The sequence below is a fragment of the Kitasatospora sp. NPDC096140 genome, from assembly GCF_040303045.1.
Taxonomy (GTDB): Bacteria; Actinomycetota; Actinomycetes; order Streptomycetales; family Streptomycetaceae; genus Kitasatospora.
Genome location: NZ_JBEOUW010000049.1, coordinates 1 through 18,858 on the forward strand (window position 1 = coordinate 1; position 18,858 = coordinate 18,858).

General features: G+C 74.6%; 13 protein-coding genes and 3 tRNA genes. 1 reads left to right on the plus strand and 15 read right to left on the minus strand.

Going from position 1 to position 18,858, the window contains the following annotated elements; all coding sequences use genetic code 11:
- Positions 1–175: 175 nt before the first annotated feature.
- The 8 genes from ABT048_RS34830 to ABT048_RS34865 form a co-directional block, all read right to left on the minus strand.
- Positions 176–2,830, minus strand: coding sequence for a ComEC/Rec2 family competence protein (locus ABT048_RS34830; RefSeq protein WP_350525607.1), 2,655 nt, complete (start codon positions 2,828–2,830; stop codon positions 176–178).
- 41 nt (positions 2,831–2,871) lie between these two features.
- The gene (locus ABT048_RS34835) at positions 2,872–3,966 is read right to left on the minus strand and encodes a ComEA family DNA-binding protein (RefSeq protein ID WP_350525608.1); all 1,095 of its coding nucleotides are present in this window, start codon (positions 3,964–3,966) and stop codon (positions 2,872–2,874) included.
- A 307-nt stretch (positions 3,967–4,273) separates the two neighbouring features.
- Positions 4,274–5,119, minus strand: coding sequence for a DegV family protein (locus tag ABT048_RS34840; RefSeq protein WP_350525609.1), 846 nt, complete (start codon positions 5,117–5,119; stop codon positions 4,274–4,276).
- Between the two features lie 199 nt (positions 5,120–5,318).
- Positions 5,319–6,104, minus strand: a complete 786-nt coding sequence (locus ABT048_RS34845; protein ID WP_350525610.1) for a hypothetical protein — start codon at positions 6,102–6,104, stop codon at positions 5,319–5,321.
- Between the two features lie 383 nt (positions 6,105–6,487).
- Positions 6,488–9,376, minus strand: a complete 2,889-nt coding sequence (gene leuS / locus ABT048_RS34850) for a leucine--tRNA ligase (protein ID WP_350525611.1) — start codon at positions 9,374–9,376, stop codon at positions 6,488–6,490.
- A 350-nt stretch (positions 9,377–9,726) separates the two neighbouring features.
- The gene (locus ABT048_RS34855) at positions 9,727–11,022 is read right to left on the minus strand and encodes an NsdA family TPR-like regulatory protein (protein WP_350525612.1); all 1,296 of its coding nucleotides are present in this window, start codon (positions 11,020–11,022) and stop codon (positions 9,727–9,729) included.
- Between the two features lie 96 nt (positions 11,023–11,118).
- Positions 11,119–11,191: transfer RNA gene (locus ABT048_RS34860), tRNA-Ala, on the minus strand.
- A 255-nt stretch (positions 11,192–11,446) separates the two neighbouring features.
- Positions 11,447–12,886 carry an MFS transporter gene (locus ABT048_RS34865; RefSeq protein ID WP_350525613.1) on the minus strand — a complete coding sequence of 480 codons (1,440 nt, stop codon included), beginning with the start codon at positions 12,884–12,886 and terminating at the stop codon, positions 11,447–11,449.
- A gap of 103 nt (positions 12,887–12,989) precedes the next feature.
- Between ABT048_RS34865 and ABT048_RS34870 the strand changes: the two genes are divergently transcribed.
- The gene (locus tag ABT048_RS34870; protein WP_350525614.1) at positions 12,990–13,889 is read left to right on the plus strand and encodes a helix-turn-helix transcriptional regulator; all 900 of its coding nucleotides are present in this window, start codon (positions 12,990–12,992) and stop codon (positions 13,887–13,889) included.
- A gap of 151 nt (positions 13,890–14,040) precedes the next feature.
- Here ABT048_RS34870 and ABT048_RS34875 read toward each other — a convergent pair.
- From ABT048_RS34875 to ABT048_RS34905, 7 genes are all read right to left on the minus strand, one after another.
- Positions 14,041–14,113 (minus strand) — tRNA-Ala (locus ABT048_RS34875).
- A 43-nt stretch (positions 14,114–14,156) separates the two neighbouring features.
- Positions 14,157–14,229 (minus strand) — tRNA-Ala (locus ABT048_RS34880).
- 308 nt (positions 14,230–14,537) lie between these two features.
- Complete coding sequence (locus tag ABT048_RS34885) at positions 14,538–15,188, minus strand: histidine phosphatase family protein (protein WP_350525657.1); 651 nt, start codon at positions 15,186–15,188, stop codon at positions 14,538–14,540.
- Positions 15,185–15,643, minus strand: a complete 459-nt coding sequence (gene rsfS, locus ABT048_RS34890) for a ribosome silencing factor (RefSeq protein WP_350525615.1) — start codon at positions 15,641–15,643, stop codon at positions 15,185–15,187. Before rsfS ends, ABT048_RS34885 begins: the two co-directional genes overlap by 4 nt.
- A gap of 205 nt (positions 15,644–15,848) precedes the next feature.
- Positions 15,849–17,720, minus strand: a complete 1,872-nt coding sequence (locus ABT048_RS34895) for an LCP family protein (RefSeq protein ID WP_350525616.1) — start codon at positions 17,718–17,720, stop codon at positions 15,849–15,851.
- A gap of 14 nt (positions 17,721–17,734) precedes the next feature.
- Positions 17,735–18,367 (minus strand): nicotinate-nucleotide adenylyltransferase, encoded by a 633-nt coding sequence (gene nadD, locus ABT048_RS34900; RefSeq protein WP_350525617.1) that lies wholly within the window; start codon positions 18,365–18,367, stop codon positions 17,735–17,737.
- A gap of 146 nt (positions 18,368–18,513) precedes the next feature.
- Entirely contained in the window at positions 18,514–18,669 is a 156-nt protein-coding gene (locus ABT048_RS34905; protein ID WP_350525618.1) for a hypothetical protein, read from the minus strand.
- Between the last annotated feature and the right edge of the window lie 189 nt (positions 18,670–18,858).

Here is an 18,858-nt window from a genome sequence, read left to right on the forward strand (position 1 = left end):
CCACCCTCGGTGTGGCCGTACATCCGCAGCCCGCCCACGCGGCCCAGTAGGCCCACAAGCCGCGCGCCGAAACGTTTCTCCTGGCCCCGCCCCCGCCCCTCCACTCCTCCTCCAACCCCAACCCCCAACCCTTTTCCCTTCCCCCACTTCGGGGTTGGGAGGAGGAGAGCCGGGGTCACACGGGCGGGGCCCGCGGTGTGCCCGGGGACTGCTCGGGGCGGGTGAGCGCGGCCGGGTCGGTCGCGCCGAGGGCGCGCGGCTTGTGGGCCTTCTGGGCCGCGTGGGCGGGCTGCGGATGGACGGCCACACCGAGGGTGGCCGGCGAATCGCCGGTCACGGCGATGTCACCCGCCCGGTCGGTCCGCAGCACGGTCGCGCCGAGCGCACGCAGCCGGTCGACCGTCTTCGGCGACGGGTGCCCGTACGCGTTGCCCTCCCCGCAGGAGATGAGCGCCAGTCGGGGCCGCAGGGCGCCGGCCAGGCCCCAGTCCTGGTGGGCCGAGCCGTGGTGCGCGACCTTCAGGACGTCGACCCGCCCCAGGCGGCCCGACAGAGCCGACTGGGCCGGCGGTTCGAGATCTCCGAGCAGTGCCATCCGTAGTCCTCCTGTCAGTGTCACCATCAGTGCGACGCTCGCGTTGTTCGCGCCGGGCGCCTCGACGCCCGCCCCGGGATCGGGCCAGACCACGTCCCAGGCCAACTCCGCTCCCATCGACCGCCGTTCACCACGGCCGGCCCTCAGCAACGGAACACCGGCCCCGGCGGCCCAACCCGCGACCCGGGCCGCCTCACCGGGCGGCTCGTCCAGCGTCGTGCCCTCGACCGCGCCGACCCTGCGGCCCCTCAACACCCCCGGCACGCCCTCGACATGGTCCGCGTGGAAGTGCGTCAGCAGCAGGAGCGGCACTGTCGTGATGCCGAGGTCGCGCAGGCACCTGTCGGCGGCGTTCGGATCCGGCCCGGCGTCGATCACCACCGCGCTGTCCCGCCCACCGGCCGCCAGGACCAACATGTCGCCCTGGCCGACGTCGCACATCGCCAGACGCCACCCCGGAGGTGGCCAGCCGGTGGCGACCCGGGCGAGTTGCGGCGGGCGCAGCAGGACGGCCACCAGGACCACCAGCAGTGCCCCCGTCACCAGCACCCGCACCCCGCGGCGTCGGGCGGGCGCCCGAATGCCCGGCTCCGCCCGCCGGGGCAGCAGGAGTGGCGTCGCCCAGCAGAGCGCCAGGACGGCCAGCGCGACCGTCACCGTTCCGAACCAGCCTCCCGGCCAGGCGAGTTGGCCGCCCGAAGGCTCGGCTCCGCGTCGCGCGACCAGGGCGAGCCAGCCGGCCGGAACCCCCGCCGGTACCGCGAGCAGGCGGGCCAGGCCTGGGAGGAACGGCTGCAGGACGAGCACCCCGAAGCCGAGCAGCGTCGCCGGGGCCACCGCCGGCTCGGCGAGCAGGTTGCACGGGATGCCGACCAGGCTGATGTGCCCGGACAGCAGCACCGTCACCGGCGCGCACAGCGCCTGCGCGGCCGCCGTCGCCGCGACCGCGCCCGCCAGGTGGTGCGGCCAGCGCCGGGCCCGCAGGGCCTCGGCCCAGTGCGGACCGAGGACGAGCAGCCCGGCCGTGGCGAGCACCGAGAGCAGGAAACCGAACGAGCGCGACAGGAACGGGTCCAGCAGGACCAGCACCAGGACGGCTCCGGCGAGCGCGGGCACCGCCTGGCGGGGACGGCCGGTGGCCAGGGCCAGCATGCCGATCAGCCCAGTTCCGGCCGCCCTCAGCACGCTGGGTTCGGGGCGGCAGACCGTGACGAAGGCCAGCGTCAGCCCGGTGCCGAGCAGGGCGCCGGTGCGCAGCGACAGCCCCAGTATCGCGGCGAGCCCGTGCCGTTCCGGGGTGCCGGCCCGGCCGGGTGCGCCCAGCAGCGCGCCGAGGACGATCGCCAGGTTGGCCCCGCTGACCGCCACCAGGTGGACCAGGTCGGTGGCCCGGAAGGCCTCTTCGAGGTCGTCGGGCAGGCGTGAGGTGTCGCCGACGACCAGGCCGGGGAGCAGCCCGCGCGCGTCCGGCGGGAGCTTGTCGGTGGCCGTGCGCAGGCCCTCCCGCAGCCGTCCGGCGATCCGCTGCGGCAGGCTCGGCGGTGCCAGCTGCCGCAGGGGGCCGTGGACGACCAGCAGCGCCGCGGACTCGGTGCCGTGGCCCTCCCCCGCCGGCTGCACCTCGGCTTCCACGGCGAGTCGTTCGGACGGGAGCACCCGCTGCCAGGGCTCGCCGGCCGCGCCCCGGACCATGACGGTCACGGGTGTCCGTGTCCGGGTGGTCGGCCCGTCGGGGAGCAGGACGACCCGGTCGACCACCGCGTTCACGGTGAGGAGCGTCTGCCCGCCGGTGGTTCCGCCCCGGGAGGTGTGGACCTCGGGGTCTCCCGCGATGGTCAGCTCCGCCTCGACCGCCCGGGCGGGCACGACCGGCGCACCTGGGGCAGCTGAAGCACCCGGCGCTGCGCGCTCGGCCGCGTGGGCGAGTTCGGGCAGCGGCCCCCGGTGCAGGTCGAGAGTGTGCAGCGGGGTCGCGACCGCAGCCGCCGCACCGGTGAGCAGGACGGCGGCCAGGGTCACCGCGGCCCCGCGCCTGCGCAGGGCGCCCGGCCGGGCGAGCAGCGGGACGGCCACGAGCGCGGCGACGCCCGCCGCCGCGAACACCGGGACCTCGTGCCCCGGCTCCAGGCCCAGGAGCGCCGCAGTGACCGCCCAGGCCGAGACGGCGGGCAGCAGCAGCCGGAAGTCGGCGCCCGTGGAACGGGCGTGCGGGATCGATGCGGTGGCCGCGGACACGGCAGGGCCTCCCTTCGCAGTGAGGGGGACGGGCAGGGGCGTCAGAGGGTGAGCAGCGGACGGAGTTCCGCGTACGTACGGACGCCGATGCCGCTGACCTGCCGGAGCTGGTCGAGGGAGCGGAAGGAGCCGTGCGAGGCGCGGTAGGCGAGGATGCGCTGGGCAAGGGTGGGACCGACGCCGGGGAGGGTGTCGAGCTGTTCGAGGGTGGCGCGGTTGAGACTGACCGGTGGTCGGGGTGCTGCGGGGCCCGGCGGCCCGGTTCCGCTGCCGGGCCCGGAACCGACGGCCGGGGCAGGGGCCTGGCCGGCCTGCTCGCCGACCAGCAACTGCTCACCGTCCGTCAGGACCCTGGCCAGGTTGAGGTTCCGGGTGTCCGTCTCCGGTAGCACTCCGCCGGCGGCCCGCAGGGCGTCGGCCACCCGTGAGCCGCCGGGCAGGGTGTGCAGGCCGGGGACGTGGACCCGCCCGCCGACATCGATGACGACGCCCGCACCGGCAGCGCCACCGGACACGGCGCCACCGGACACCGCGGCGCCGGGCGCGGCCTCGCCTGGCACGGCGGTGCCGGCCCCGGCCGCACCCGCCCCTGACGCCGCATCGACGGGGGTCTGCCCGTCCGTCCCCGGCAGCGCTGAGGCGGCCGCCAACGCGGGAACGGCGACCGTCTCCGGCCTGGCCAGCCAGAAGTGCTGGACGGCGTAGCCGACCGCGAACAGCAGCAGGATCACCAGCCCGGCCACCGCGCGCCGGTCGAGCGCCACCGCCGAACCGAACGAGGCGGACCGCAGGCGCACCCCGACGCCGGGAGGGTCCCCGGGAGCACCCGGCGGATCCGCGAAGGCAGCCGCAGTGGTGCCGCCGTCGGCACCCGGTGGCGACGGCGCCCCACCTGTCGGCGGCCCCGTGGCCCGTCGCTCGCCCGTCGCGGACGAGGCCGATCCCGGCGCCCGCCCCGGGGAACCGCCTCCGCCTCCGCCCGCCCCGACGCCCCGGACACCCATCGGCCCGTCGGCGGGCTCGTAGGGCGGCTCACGGGGTGGCTCGTCGAGTGTCGGCAGCAGCGCCGCCATCCGCAGCCGCACCGTCTCGTTGATCGCTTGGCGCTTCGCCGCGCCCAGGCCCATGGTCGTCATGCCGAGGACGGTAGGAGGCCTGCGGCGGACGCGCGGAAACTACCGCAACCCTGTGGATAACCCGGGGGGTGTGGACAGGAGTTGTCACTCACACGAGTGGGCATGGCCTTCGCGAGTTGACCGAAGGGGGCTCGGCGCACCGGTCCGACCGCGGCGGTCCACCGTTGCCGACCGATCAGGCGCAGCCCCTGCCGGTCGGTCGCGTCCTGCCCGTCGGCCGCGTCCTGCCGGTCGGCCGCGTCCTGCCCGTCGGCCGGCATTCTGCCCACGGGCCGACAGCACGCCGGGTGGGCCAACAGCCCGACCGTCAGCGCGGCGCGACCACCACCGCGAGCAGCCCCGGCCCGACGTGCGCACCGATCACCGCCCCCACCTCGCCGACGTACAGCTCCCGCAGCCCCGGCACCCGCGCCCGGAGCCGCTCCGCGAGCGGCTCGGCCCGGTCCTCGGCGGCCAGGTGGTGCACGGTGATGTCGACCTCCCGCTCCCCCGACCGCTCGACCGCGATCTCCTCCAGTCGCGCGATCGCCCGCGACGCCGTCCGCACCTTCTCCAGCGGCTCGATCCGCCCCCCGTCCAGGTGCAGCAGCGGCTTGACCGCCAGCGCCGAGCCGAGGAGTGCCCGCGCCGCCCCGATCCGCCCGCCCCTGCGCAGGTGCTCCAGGGTGTCGACGTAGAAGAACCCGCTGGTCCCGGCCGTCCGACGACCCGCGGCCTCGGCAGCCTCGGCCAGGCCCTGCCCGGCCGCGATCGCCTCGGCCGCCGCCAGCACGCCGTATCCGAGCGCCATCCCGACCAGTCGGCTGTCCACCACGCGCACCGGTACGGGCGCCTCGGCGGCGGCCAGCCGGGCGGCCTCGACGGTGCCGGACAGCTCGCCCGAGATGTGGACCGAGACGATGCCCTTCGCCCCGGCTTCGGCGGCCGCCCGGTAGGTGGCCGCGAAGGTCTCCGGGTTCGGCCGGGAGGTGGTCACCCGCTGCTTGCCGCGCAGCGCCTCGGCGACGTCCTTCGGGGAGATCTCGACGCCCTCGCTCAGGACCGAGTCACCGACCGCGACGCTCAGCGGGACCACCGTGATCCCGTGCCGGTCGAGGGCCTCCTGCGGCAGATAGGCCGTGGAATCGGTGACAAGCGCGAGGTCGGAGGGCATGAGCCGGAGGTTACTCCCCGTTCGTGCGCGAGGACAGCGCCCGGCGGCGGACGGCCGGGCCAGGCCAATAGGAGCCCGCCGGAGCGCGGCGCGAACCCGCCGGCGACCTGTCCCGCTCCGCCCGCGACCCACCCCCCGGACCACCCGCGGACCACCCCCGGACGGTCCGCTGTGCCGAGCCCGGTCGAGCGCCGGGGAGTCAGCCCGCCGAGGACCCCGCCGACGGCTTCCGCAGCCGCTGCGCCAGCTTGGCCAGCGGATCGGCGAGCCCCAGCAGCTCCTCCGCGCTCGGACGCCCCTTCCCGTCCGTCAGCCCGGCCCGAGCCGCGCCCCCGGCAGCAGCCCCGCCGGACCCCGCGGCCGCACCCGCACCGGCACCGGCACCGGCACCCGCACCGGACCCCGCACCCGCACCCGCGGAACCGGGCCCCGAGCCGTCCCAGTGCCGCAGCGCCCCCGCCTCGCTCTCGCACTCCTGGCTGAGCCGGCTCAACTCGTCGTCGGCGAACCGGTGCATCCGGTCCTGCGCGGCCCAGCGCATGGTCTCCGCGGACCGCGTGATCCGCTCCGCCCGCTCGCGCAACTCGGGCAGCTTGGCCGCGATCCGCGCGGTGTCCGGCTCGCGTTCGAGCATCCGCAGCTCTCCGTCGAGCTCCGCCGCGTGGGCGTCGAGCCGGGTCAGCAGGGCGAGCGACTCGCCGAGCTGCCCGTCCTGCGCGAGCCCTCCTTCCAACACCTGCCGGGTGCCGTCGAGCGAGGTCCGCAGGCCGAGCCGGACGGAGGCGATCTGCGCGGGCGGGCCGACCTTGGTGTACGTCTTCGCCTTGAGGGTGACGGTCTCCACGGCGCGCCGGGCGTTGGCTTCGTGCTTCTCGATCTTCGCGCCGACGGCCTTGGCCGCCTTGACCGTGCCCACCACCGCCAGGACGGCCGCCGCGATCCCGAACAGCAGGACCAGGCCGATCATCACGCCGAACACGTCCATCGCCGCGCCACCTTCCGCCACCCGTTTCGGCCCCCACCGGGCCCAACGCGGGCCGTACTGCCGAGGGTTCCACGGTATCCCCCGAACGCCCTGCGGGGCGGCTCGAACGGGCCCCACGGCCCCGGATCAGGGACAGATCCGGGATCTCCCCGAGGGACCCGGGGCCGCTCACCCGGGATGTACCGGATCCCGCGCAACCGCCGACCGCCCGAGCCGGACGCCCACCCCGAGCCCGCCCGCACAACACCGGGCCCCTGCCCGCACAACACCGGCCGCCCGCCCGCACAACACCAACCGCCCGCCACGCGACACCGACCGACCGCCCAACACGACACCGGGCGGGCGCCCCGAAGGACGCCCGCCCGATCAGCCCCAGGCCGGGATCACCCGGTGACGATGTTCACCAGCTTCGGAGCACGCGCGATCACCTTGCGCACCTCGGCGCCGCCGATGGCCGCGACCACCGCCGGGTCCGCCAGCGCCAGCGCCTCCAGCTCGGCGTCCGAGATGCTCGGCGCGACCTCCAGGCGGGCCTTCACCTTGCCCTTGATCTGCACCACGCAGGTCACCGACTCGTCGACCACGTACGCCGGGTCGGCGACCGGGTAGTCGGTGTGCGCCAGCGACTCGCCGTGGCCCAGGCGGCGCCACAGCTCCTCGGCGACGTGCGGGGCCAGCGGCGCGACCATCAGCACCAGCTGCTCGGCCACCGGGCGCGGCGTCGAGCCGCGCTTGACCAGGTAGTTGTTCAGCTCGATCGCCTTGGCGACGGCCGTGTTGAAGCGCAGCCCGGCCATGTCGGCGCGGATGCCGTCGATGGCCTTGTGCAGGGCGCGCAGCGTGGCCTCGTCCGGCGTCTCGTCGGTGACGACCAGCTCGCCGGTGGTCTCCGAGACGATGTTGCGCCACAGCCGCTGCAGGAAGCGGTACGAACCGACGACGGCGCGGGTGTCCCACGGGCGGGAGACGTCCAGCGGGCCCATCGACATCTCGTACAGGCGCAGCGTGTCGGCGCCGTACTCGTCGGCGATGTCGTCGGGCGCGACGGCGTTCTTCAGGGACTTGCCCATCTTCCCGGCCTCGCGCTTGACCGGCTCGCCCTGCCAGGAGTACTGGCCGTCGCGCTCCTCGACCTCGGCGGCGGGCACCGGGAAGCCGCGCTCGTCGCGGTAGACGTCGGCGGTGATCATGCCCTGGTTGAACAGCTTGTGGAACGGCTCGACGGACGAGACGTGGCCCAGGTCGTGCAGCACCTTGTGCCAGAAGCGCGCGTACAGCAGGTGCAGCACGGCGTGTTCGGCACCGCCGACGTACAGGTCGGCGCCGCCGGCCGGCTTGGTCGCCGTCGGGCCCAGCCAGTACTGCTCGTTGGCCGGGTCGACGACCGCCGAGGAGTTGGACGGGTCGACGTAGCGCAGCTCGTACCAGCACGAACCCGCCCAGTTGGGCATGGTGTTGGTCTCGCGGCGGTACTTCTTCGGCCCGTCGCCCAGGTCCAGCTCGACGTTGACCCAGGCCTCGTTGCGGGACAGCGGGGTCTCGGGCGAGGAGTTGGAGTCGTACGCGTCGTAGGTGCGCGGCGAGTAGTCGTCGACCTCGGGGACCTCGACCGGCAGCATCGACTCGGGCAGCGCGTGCATGACGCCGTCCTCGTCGTAGACGATCGGGAAGGGCTCGCCCCAGTACCGCTGGCGGCTGAACAGCCAGTCGCGCAGGCGGTAGTTGACGGTGCCTTCGCCGATGCCGCGCTCGGCCAGCCAGGCGGTGACGTGCGCCTTGGCGTCGACGACGCTCTGTCCGTTCAGCGACAGGTCGCCCTGCTCCCGGGCGGAGTTGACGATGACGGAGTCGTAGGTGTCGAAGGCGTCGTCCCACTGCGACGGGTCCTCGCCGCGGCCGTCCGTCGGCTCGACGACGCAGCGCATCGGCAGGGCGAAGGCGCGGGCGAACGCGAAGTCGCGGTGGTCGTGGGCGGGGACGGCCATGATGGCGCCGGTGCCGTAGCCCATCAGCACGTAGTCGGCGATGAAGACGGGGACGGACTCCCCGCTGACCGGGTTGGTCGCGTAGGCGCCGGTGAAGACGCCGGTCTTGACCTTGGCGTCGACCTGGCGCTCGACGTCCGACTTGGCGGCGGCGGCGGCCCGGTAGGCGGCGACGGCCTCGGCGGGGGTGTCGGCGCCGCCGGTCCACTCGGCGGGCACGTCCTGCGGCCACGCGGCGGGGACGATGGAGTCGACCAGGCCGTGCTCGGGCGCCAGGACCATGTAGGTGGCGCCGAACAGGGTGTCGGGGCGGGTGGTGAAGACGGTGATCCGCTCGTCGGCGCCGACGGCGAAGTCGACCCGGGCGCCCTCGGAGCGTCCGATCCAGTTGCGCTGCTGCAGCTTGATGGCCTCGGGCCAGTCCAGCAGGTCCAGGTCCTCGATCAGCCGGTCGGAGTACGCGGTGATGCGCATCATCCACTGGCGCAGGTTGGACTTGAACACCGGGAAGTTGCCGCGCTCGGAGCGGCCGTCCGCGGTGACCTCCTCGTTGGCCAGCACGGTGCCCAGGCCGGGGCACCAGTTGACCGGCACCTCCTTGGAGTAGGCCAGGCGGAACTCGCCCAGGACCTCGTCGCGCTCGGCGGCGGACAGTGCGGCCCAGGGGCGCCCGTCCGGGGTCCGGCGGTCACCGGACTCGAACTGCGCGACCAGTTCGGTGATCGGACGGGCCTTGCGGGCGGTCTCGTCGTACCAGGAGTTGAAGATCTGCAGGAAGATCCACTGGGTCCAGCGGTAGTAGTCCGGGTCGATCGTGGAGATCGAGCGGCGCGGGTCGTGGCCCAGGCCCAGCCGGCGCAGCTGCTGGCGCATGTTGGCGATGTTGGCCTCGGTGGAGACCCGCGGGTGGGTGCCGGTCTGCACCGCGTACTGCTCGGCGGGCAGGCCGAAGGCGTCGTAGCCCAGCGTGTGCAGCACGTTGTGGCCGGTCATCCGCTGGTAGCGGGCGAAGACGTCGGTGGCGATGTAGCCCAGCGGGTGGCCGACGTGCAGGCCCGCGCCCGAGGGGTACGGGAACATGTCCATGATGAAGCTGTGCGGCTTCGCGGCGACGTCACCGGCCGACGGGTCGGCCAGCGCACCGGTGGGGTTGGGGGCGTGGAAGGTGCCCTCCTTCTCCCAGATGTCCTGCCAGCGGGACTCGATCTCGGCCGCCAGCGCGGCGCTGTACCGGAACGGCTCGGTCGCGGTCTCGGCCGCGCCGGACGCAGGGGTCGTCTCGCTCATGGTCCTTCAAGCTCCATCGATGTCGGTTGGCGAACCGGGCAGGCGGCCGGCCCGTGGCCCCGCCCGGGACGGGGTCGGGGGCGGAAAACAAAAAATCCCCTCGCAGGAGGGGACGCCACGCCGACTCCGGCACCGCCCGAGGGCGCAGCCGGTCCTGGTCAGCGCGGCCGGCTAAGGAGCAGGCGCACGGTTCGCATGGGCTCAGGGTACCGCAAGCGACTCTGCGCGCTCCCGGGTATACCGCCGGGCCTGCCGCACCGGCACCGCGGCCGGGCCTGCCGCACCGGCACCGCGGCCGGGTCGACGCACCGGCACCTCGGCCGGGTCCACGCACCGGCCCGCCGACAGCCTCAGCGCGTCGGCGCGCGCCCCGCCGCGTCGAAGTCCCGCAGCGCCTTCGCCAGCCGCTCGGACTGCATCCCGGCCGCGAGCGAGCGCGCCAGCGCCGCCGTGCGGGCCGCCTCCCGCTGGTCGCCGAGCCGCCGGTGGGTCTCGGCGAGGCTCACCATCAGCAGGGCCTTGGAGCGGGCCCGGCCGGGTCCGAGTCCGGCCACGGCCTCGGCGAGCAGGGCCTTGGCGAGCCGGTTCCGGCCGAGCGCCAGCCGCCCCTCCCCCACCATCCCGGCGAGGGAGGCGCGGGCCTCCTCGGTGCCGGGCACGCCGTCCAGTTCGGCGAAGGCCCGGGCGGCGGCGGCCTCGGCCCGCTCCGGCTCGTTCCGGCGGCCGTACGCGCGGGCGAGCCGGCCGAGCTGGCGGGCCCGGCCGGTGGGGCCGAGTGCGGCGCCGTGGGTCTCCAGGGCGCTTTCGAGCGCGGAGACGGCGTCCAGGCCGCGCCCGCCCGGGCCCTGGGTGGCGAGCACCAGCAGCGCGCCGAGGACGGCGACGCCGAGCCGGGGGTCGCCGCTGACGTGGGCGGCGCGCAGCGCGGCGACGAAGGCGCGTTGGGCGGCCGCGTCGTGGCCGAGGTCGTACGCCGCCCAGCCGGCCAGGCGGGCGAGGCGGCTGGCCGTGCCGTAGAGCTCGCGGCCCAGCCGCTCGTCGTAGGAGCCCAGTTCCAGCAGCTTGGCGAGCATGGCGAGTTCGGCCCGTGCGGGGCCGAGGACGAGGCCGCCGCCGCAGGAGCGTTCGAGTCGCTGCTTGCTGCGGTAGGAGAGGCCGAGTTCGCCGACCAGTGCGGCCTCGACGCGCAGGGCGCCTTCGCCGCCGCCGACGGGTGGGGGCGGTGAGGCGAGCCGGGCGGCGGCCTGGTCGAGGTCGGCGTTGCGGAAGAGGTCGGTGAGGCGGACGGGTCCGGCGTCGGTGGCCGCCTCGCGCAGCGCGGTCTGGGCGGTGTCGGCGGTCCACGGGTCGGTGAGCAGCCGGGGCGAGAGGATCTTGGCGCCGCGGTGGCCGCCCATCCGGCCCCAGAGCTGCTCGTAGGTGACGGCGATGCCGAGGGTGCGGCTGAGCACCTCGCACACCGCCTGGTCGTGCGGGCTGCGCGGGACCATGCCGCGGTCGCGCCACTTGTACGGGGCGGTGGAGCTGATGGCCAGGCCCGGCGGCAGCGCGAGGCTCACCTCGCGGGCGAGCCGTTCCGGACTCCAGCCGAGCTGGTGGAGTATCCGGGCCAGTTCCTCGTTCCGCCTTCGCTCCAGATCGGCCATGACACGACGGTAGCGGGACTCCGGGCCCTCCCGCCGGTGGGCGGGCGAAACGGCGGAGAGCCGCCTCCCGGAACGGGAGGCGGCTCTCGACCACTGTGGAGCTATGGGGAATTGAACCCCAGACCTCTTGCATGCCATGCAAGCGCTCTACCAACTGAGCTATAGCCCCTTGACCTGCGATGTCACCGGGGCTTTCGGCCGTTTCCGTCCGGTTTCCCTCGGCGACATCGACTACTTTACACGGTCCGGGGCGTGCTCCTGAAATCCGTTTCCCGAGGTCCCCGGCCGGGGCACCGGGGAGCCGTCCCCGGAGCCCTCCGGACGGCCCCTCCCCGCCGGGCCGGGCCCCACTGTGAAGCCCGGCCACATCTGCCGGGCCGGACCCCACCCGCAGACCCGGCCCGGCCCCGCCCACACCCCCGGCCTACCGCGCCGGCCGTCGGCTGCGGGCGGCGAAGCCGGCGGCGGCCGCCACCGCGACGGCGTTGACCAGCAGCGTGGTCCGCAACGCGTGGCCGGACTCGACGGCCGGCGCCGGCAGGTCGACCTGCCCGAGGAACACCGAGCCGAGCACCGCGACCCCGACCACCTGCCCGAGCTGGATGACCGTCACCATGACCCCGCTGGCGTCGGCCGCGTCCTCGGGCGCCACCCCCGCGAGGGCCCGGGCGAACAGCGGTGCGTACGCGCAGCCGGCGACCAGTCCGAGCGCGGCCATCTCCAGCAGCGCGCCGGTCCCGATCCCGGCGCCGCCGCCGAGCAGCACGCCCAGCAGCAGGTAGCCGCCGCCGAGGCCGACCCCGGCGACCGTCGGCAGGGCCGCGTGCAGCCGCCCGGGCAGCCGGTGCCAGTGCATGCTGGACAGGCCGAAGCCGATCGCGACGGGCGCCGAGCAGAGACCGGCCTTCAGGGCGGTGTGGCCGAGCGCGGCCTGCTGGTGCAGGGCGAAGGAGAACATGAAGCCGGCGAAGGCCGCCATGATCGAGAACAGTCCGGCCGCCGCCGGGCGCAGCCCCGGGGCGCGCAGCACCCGCCCGTGGATCAGCGGCTGCCCGCCGCTGCGGGCGATCCGGCGCTCGACCACCACGAACAGGCCGAACAGCAGCACGCCGGCCGCGATCATCGCCCAGCCCCAGGCGGGCCAGCCGAGCTCGTGGCCGAGGACGAGCGGCACCACCAGCAGGCCGAGGGCCGCGCCGAGCACCACCAGGCCGGGGACGTCGAAGCCGCGCGAGGCGTCGCCGGGCAGCCGGGGCAGCAGCCGGGCGCCGGCGGCCAGCAGCAGTACGCCGATGGGCACGTTGACCAGGAACACCGGCCGCCAGCCGCTGCCGAACAGGTCCGCACTGACCAGGACGCCACCGAGCACCTGGCCGAGCGCCATGCCGCCGGCCAGCACCGCCGAGTAGAGGCCGAGCGCCCGGGTGCGGGCGGCGCCGGTGAAGGTGCGCTGCAGCAGGCTCATCACCTGGGGCACCATCAGCGCCGAGCCGGCGCCCTGGAGCAGCCGGAAGGCGATCAGCCAGCCGGTGGTCGGGGCGAGGCCGCAGGCCAGCGAGGTGGCGGTGAAGGCGGCCAGGCCGAGCTGGAAGAGCCGGCTGTAGCCGTACCGGGCGCCCAGCCGGGCCCCGGTGATGAGCAGCACGGCGTAGGCGATGGTGTAGCCGGCGATCACCAGCTGCAGGGCGGCGCCGGAGGCGCCGAGGTCGGTCCGGATGGTGGGTACCGCGACGTTGACGATGGAGACGTCGAGCACGGCCATGAACTGCCCGCACAGGACGAGCGCGAGGAGCAGCCCGGGGCGTACGGCCGGGGCCCCGGTGGTACTTCCGGCCACGCCGGGCCGGATCTGAAGGTCCGTCATGGTCATCAGCCTGCGGCGGTACCGGTACTGGTGGTTAGAGCCTGCTGATCCTGGTACTGGCAGCACCTGTATCGCCCGGCGGGCCTGCGGCACGATGGTGGCCATGACCGTCCTGGAGGAACTGCCGACCGCCGCGGGCGGGCGGGACCGCCGCCGTACCGAGCTGGCCCGCTTCCTGAAGGCCTGCCGCGCGCGGGTCACCCCCGAGGAGGTCGGGCTGCCGCCCGGTCTGCGCCGCCGCACGCCGGGGCTGCGCCGCGAGGAGGTCGCGCAGCTCGCCGGGGTGGGCGTCACCTGGTACACGTGGCTGGAGCAGGGGCGGCCGATCAACGCGAGCGAGCAGGTGCTGTTGGCGGTGGCCCGGGCGCTGCGGCTGGACGGCACCGAGCGCGAGCACCTGTTCCGGCTCGCCGGGGTGTCGCCGTCGCCGCACGCGCAGGCGGCCGCACCGGAGTTGAGCCCGTCGATCCAGGTGATCCTGGACTCGCTCGCCCCGCTGCCGGCGGCGGTCTCCAACACCCGTTTCGACGTGCTGAGCTACAACCGGCCGTACCGCTCGCTGTTCGGTGCCGAGCAGATCCGCCCGTCCCGCGGGGTCGTCTTCAACAGTCTCTGGTGCATGCTGACCGCCCCGCTGTGCTGCAACCCGTGCGACAACCGTGACGAGGCGCTGCCGCGGATGGTGGCGGTGCTGCGCTCGGCCTACGGCAAGCACGTGGGCGAGCCGGCCTGGGAGGAGCACGTGCGGCGGCTGTCGGCGGGCAGCGAGCTGTTCCGGGAGCTGTGGGACCGCCAGGAGGTCGCGCCGCCGGAGACGTGGCTGCGGCGGTTCCGCCACCCGCGGCTCGGGGTGCTGCGGCTGAACGCCACGTATCTGACGATGCCGGGCGTGCCGGAGTGCTACATCGTGGTGTACGTGCCGGTGGATCCGCAGGACCAGGAGCGGGTGGAGCAGCTCGACTCGCTGCCGCCGGGCGGCTGGAGGCACAGCTGCGAGCCGTGAGGGGCGCCGGCTCCCGCGGCGGTGCCGGGGCCGGCCACGACGCTGCGCCGACGTCGACGTCGGAGGGCCCGAACGCCGGAGGGCCGGAACGCCGGAGCCCCCGAACGCCGGAAGGCCGCCACCCGTTGGGTGACGGCCTTCCGAACTGCTGTGGAGCTATGGGGAATTGAACCCCAGACCTCTTGCATGCCATGCAAGCGCTCTACCAACTGAGCTATAGCCCCGCGACACGGGCGACCCTGGCTGACCACGACCGCCGATGCGGAGTGGAGCTATGGGGAATTGAACCCCAGACCTCTTGCATGCCATGCAAGCGCTCTACCAACTGAGCTATAGCCCCGCACTCACCGGATCCTCCGCTTCCCTTCCGGGCCGCGTTCTCTTCCGTGCGAACGAGGAAGACTCTAGCTGGTCAGGGCCGGAACTGCGAAATCCGATCCTTCGAGGCCCCTTCGGGCCCGCACCGCACCCCCGTGCCGAACGCCCCCGCACCCACGCGCCGGACGACCGCGCGCCCCGGCGCGGACGCCCCCGCGCGCCTGCCGGGCACCCCGCGCGCCCCGCACTCCCCCCGCCGAACGACCCCGCCGAACGTCCGGCCGGACGGCCCCGCCGGACGTCCGCAGGGGACGCCCGTGCCGGGACCGCTCAGGTGTCGTCGCCGATGACCGGCTGCGGGAGCGTGCCCGCGTTGTGCTCCAGCAGGCGCCAGCCGCGCGTCCCCTGGCCGAGCACCGACCAGCAGCAGTTGGACAGTCCGCCGAAGCGCTCCCACTGGGCCGGCTCCAGGTCCAGCAGCCGCCCGAGCATGGTGCGGATCGTCCCGCCGTGGCTGACCACCACCAGGGTGCCGTCCTCCGGCAGCTTGGCGGCGGCCTCCAGCACCACCGGCACCGAGCGGTCGGCGACCTCGGTGGCCAGCTCGCCGCCACCGCCGCGCCGCACCGGCTCGCCGGCCGACCAGGCCTCGTACTCCTCCGGGAAGCGCTCGCGGATCTCGGCGTTGGTCAGGCCCTGCCAGGAGCCCGCGTAGGTCTCCCGCAGGCCCTCGTGGTGGGTCACGTCGAGCCCGGTGACCTTGGCGAGCTCCTCGGCGGTGCGCCGGGCGCGTTCGAGGTCCGAGGAGATCAGCAGGTCCGGGCGGAGCCCGGAGAGCAGCCGGGCCGCCCGCTGCGCCTGCAGCACGCCCTGGCCCGTCAGCTCGATGTCCGTGCTGCCCTGGAAGCGCGATTCGAGGTTCCAGGACGTCTGGCCGTGCCGCCAGAAGACGATGCGCGGGCCTCGCGCGCCGCGGCTCAGTGCAGGTCCTCGGGCTTGCCGAAGTCGTCGGCCGGGGCGACGGCGTTGCCGGCCTCGTCGGTGTGGGCGTCGGGGCGGTTGCGCGAGGCCAGGGCGTCCTCGGGCAGCGGCAGCTCGGGGCAGTCCTTCCAGAGCCGGTCCAGCGAGTAGAAGGAGCGCTCCTCGGAGTGCTGGACGTGCACGACGATGTCCAGGTAGTCGAGCAGGATCCAGCGGCCCTCGCGCTCGCCCTCGCGGCGCACCGGCTTGATGTCCAGCTGCTCGCGCAGCTGGTCCTCGATCTCCTCGGCGATCGCGCGGACCTGGCGGTCGTTGTTCGCGGAGGCGATCAGGAAGGCGTCGGTGATCGACAGCACCTCGCTGACGTCGAAGGCGATGATGTTGTGCGCAAGCTTGTCGGCCGCCGCCTGCGCGGCGACGGTGATGAGCTGCTGGCTGTGGTCGGTGACGGTCACGGTGTTCTTCCGGCTCGGCGGCTTGGGGCGGCGCCCCGGCGCTCGGCCGGGGTCGCCTTCCAGGATCTCACGCCGCCCGGGCGGGCCCGGAACCGTTTTCCGCGCCCGCCCGCGCCGCCGTGCGACCGCGCACCCCGCCGCGGCGCGCCCGCCACGGCGGGTCGTCCCGTCCCGGGCCGGGCCGACGGCCGGCCCGGCCGTCGGCCTACTGGGGCTTCGGCGGCTGGTAGTCCTTGCCGAGCACGACCAGCAGGTCCGCGTTCTGGGTGTCCCCGGTCACCTTCTTCACCGCGCTGTCCGGCAGGCCGAGGCTGGTCGCCAGCGACTTCGCCGCGGCCTGCCGGGCGTCGTCGGTGTAGCGGATCTCACTGGTGGCCTGTGCGGCGGCCTTGGCCCCGCCGGGGATGAACGTCAGGCCCGAGTTGACGATCTGGACCTGCGCGGCGGCGGCCGCGGCGTCGCTGCCGCTGGCGTCCTGCAGCGCGACCCGGGCCGGGGCGTCTCCGGCGGCCGCGGACTTCACGGTGCCGCCGAGCACGTCCTTGACCTGCTTGCCCGCGGTCGCCTCGTCCAGGCTGCCGTCCGGCTTGACGGTCAGCGCGGTGGTGCCGACGTGGCCGTCCTTCGCCTGCTGGGCGAGCTGGGCGAGCACCCCGGCGAGGGCGTCCTCGGGCAGCGAGGGGTCGAGCACCGCGTTCATCCGGTGCACGTCGTCCTTGGCGTCCTTGAGCTCGGTCGGCATGGTGCGCACCACCGCCTCCATGACCTGCCCGAACCGGGCGAGCTGGACGTCCCGGCTCTCGCCGGGGTTCTGCAGCGTGGCGTACGCGACCGCGGCCTTCCCGTTGAGCATGGTGTTCTTCCCGGCCGCGGACAGCAGCTTGCCGTCCGGCTTGCCGCCCTCGTGGGTCTCGGCGTTGGTGTCCACCCGGACGCCGCCGAGCTGGGAGACCAGCAGTTCCAGGTACGGGGTGTCCAGCCGCCAGGTGCCCGCCACCGGGGCGCCGAGCACGGTGGACAGGCCGTCGCGGGTCGCCGAGGCGCCGATGGTGTCCATGGCCTGGCCGACGGTGGTGACCGGCGGGTCGGCGGGGCCGGGCAGCCGCAGGTTGTCGGGCAGCAGCAGCACCGTGCCCTTCTTCCCGGAGACGTCGTCGACCAGCAGCGCGCTGGACACCTTGCCCTGCAGGTCACGCAGGTGGACGACGTTGACCTGGCGCCCGCCGGCCGCGGCGGCCGCGGTCGGCTTGTCGCCGGTGAACCACAGGTAGCCGCCGACGCCGCCCGCGGCGAGCGCCACCACCACACCGAGGCCGATCAGCCGGTTGCGCAGCTTGCGGCGGCGCTCGGCGCGCACCTCGCTGCGGGACTCGGCGAACTTCAGCCAGTCGATGACGTCCTCGGTCTCCTCCGCCTCCTCGTCGACGAAGGTGAACTCGCCCGTGGTGTAGCTGTCCTTGGGCGCCTTGCCGCCGGACTTGCCCCCGCGCACCCCGGCGACCTGCTCGGACAGCGCGGCGGGCTTGGCCGGCGCCGCCTCGGCGGCCGGCCTGGGCACCCGCGGGCGCGGCGGGGCGGGTGCGGCCGGTGCCGCGGCGGCGGCAGGCGCAGCGGGCGTGACGGGTGCGGCGGCCTCGGGCTGCGCCTGCGGCTCGGCGACGACCGGGCCGGCGGCCTGGTACGGCTGCTGGTACCCCTGCTCCCCCTGCTGCTGGTAGCCGTAGGGGTCGTGGGTGTACACCGGCTGCCCGTACTGGTCGTACTGCGGCTGCTGATCGTACGACTCGTAGGACTCGTACGGCTGCTGCTGCTGGTACCCCTGGGCTTGGCCCTGGCCCTGGTACGGCTGCTGGTAGCCCTCGTACCCCTGCTGCCCCTGGTGCCCCTGCTGCTGGTAGCCGTACGGGTCGTGGGTGTACACCGGCTGCCCGTACTGGTCGTACTGCGGCTGCTGCTCGTACGACTCGTACGGCTGCTGCTGGTACCCCTGGGCTTGGCCCTGGCCCTGGTACGGCTGCTGGTACTGCCCGCCGGACCAGTCCTCCGGCCGCTGCTGGCCGCCGCTGCGATCGGTCATGCGCCGCTCCTGGCTCAGGTCCCGCGCGGCGCGTACAGCGCCCGCTTGTCGATGTAGCGGACCACGCCGTCCGGGACGAGGTACCAGACCGGCTCGCCCTTGGCGACCCGGTTGCGGCAGTCCGTGGAGGAGATGGCCAGCGCCGGGACCTCCACCAGGGAGACCCCGCCCACCGGAAGCCCGGCGTCCGACAGAGTGTGCCCCGGGCGGGTGCATCCGATGAAGTGGGCCAGCGAGAAGAGTTCGTCGGAGTCGCGCCAGGACAGGATCTGGGCGAGCGCGTCGGCGCCGGTGATGAAGAAGAGGTCGGCGTCCGGGTGCAGGGCGTGCAGGTCGCGCAGGGTGTCGACGGTGTAGGTGGGGCCCTCGCGGTCGATGTCGATCCGGCTGACCGAGAACTGCGGGTTCTCCGCGGTGGCGATGACCGTCATCAGGTAGCGGTCCTCGGCCGGGGTGACGTGCCGGTCGCTCTTCTGCCACGGCTGCCCGGTCGGCACGAAGATCACTTCGTCCAGGTGGAACGCGCTCGCGACCTCACTGGCGGCGACGAGGTGGCCGTGGTGGATCGGGTCGAAGGTGCCGCCCATCACGCCGAGGCGCTTCTTCACCGGTTCCGGTCCGCCGGGATTCCCGGCCTGCTCTCCCATGCCGCCACACCTTACGCGACGCCCGTTACGGTGCGGGAACGCCCGGGTGGGGGTTGCCCGCAGACCCGGTGGGGGTTCCCCGCAGACGCGTCAGGGAGCGTCCGGCCGGTGGCCGGACGCTCCCCGGAGAGGTCCGCGGAGCGGGCTCAGCGGTCCCGGTTGAAGCGGGTGGTGATGAAGAGCAGGAGCAGCAGGATGAACAGCGCGGCGCCACCCGTCAGGAGCGGGTTCAGGCTGTCGTGGTTGCCCCCCTCGCCCTCGGCGAGCAGGTTCAGGACGGGGAGTGCGGCGGCAGTGCTCATGGTCGGCGGGACCTTCTCGGCTCGGTGAACGGACCTGGGGGTGGTTCCGGGCCGGTGGGGGCCCACCCGTCATCGTACGGGGGGTTACACGGCAACCGCTCGGCGGCCCACCGCCGCTGACCGGGCGTGAGCGCGCAGGGGCCGGGCCGGGGTCCGCGGGCCTGGTCGGGACCCGGAAGCCGGGTCCCA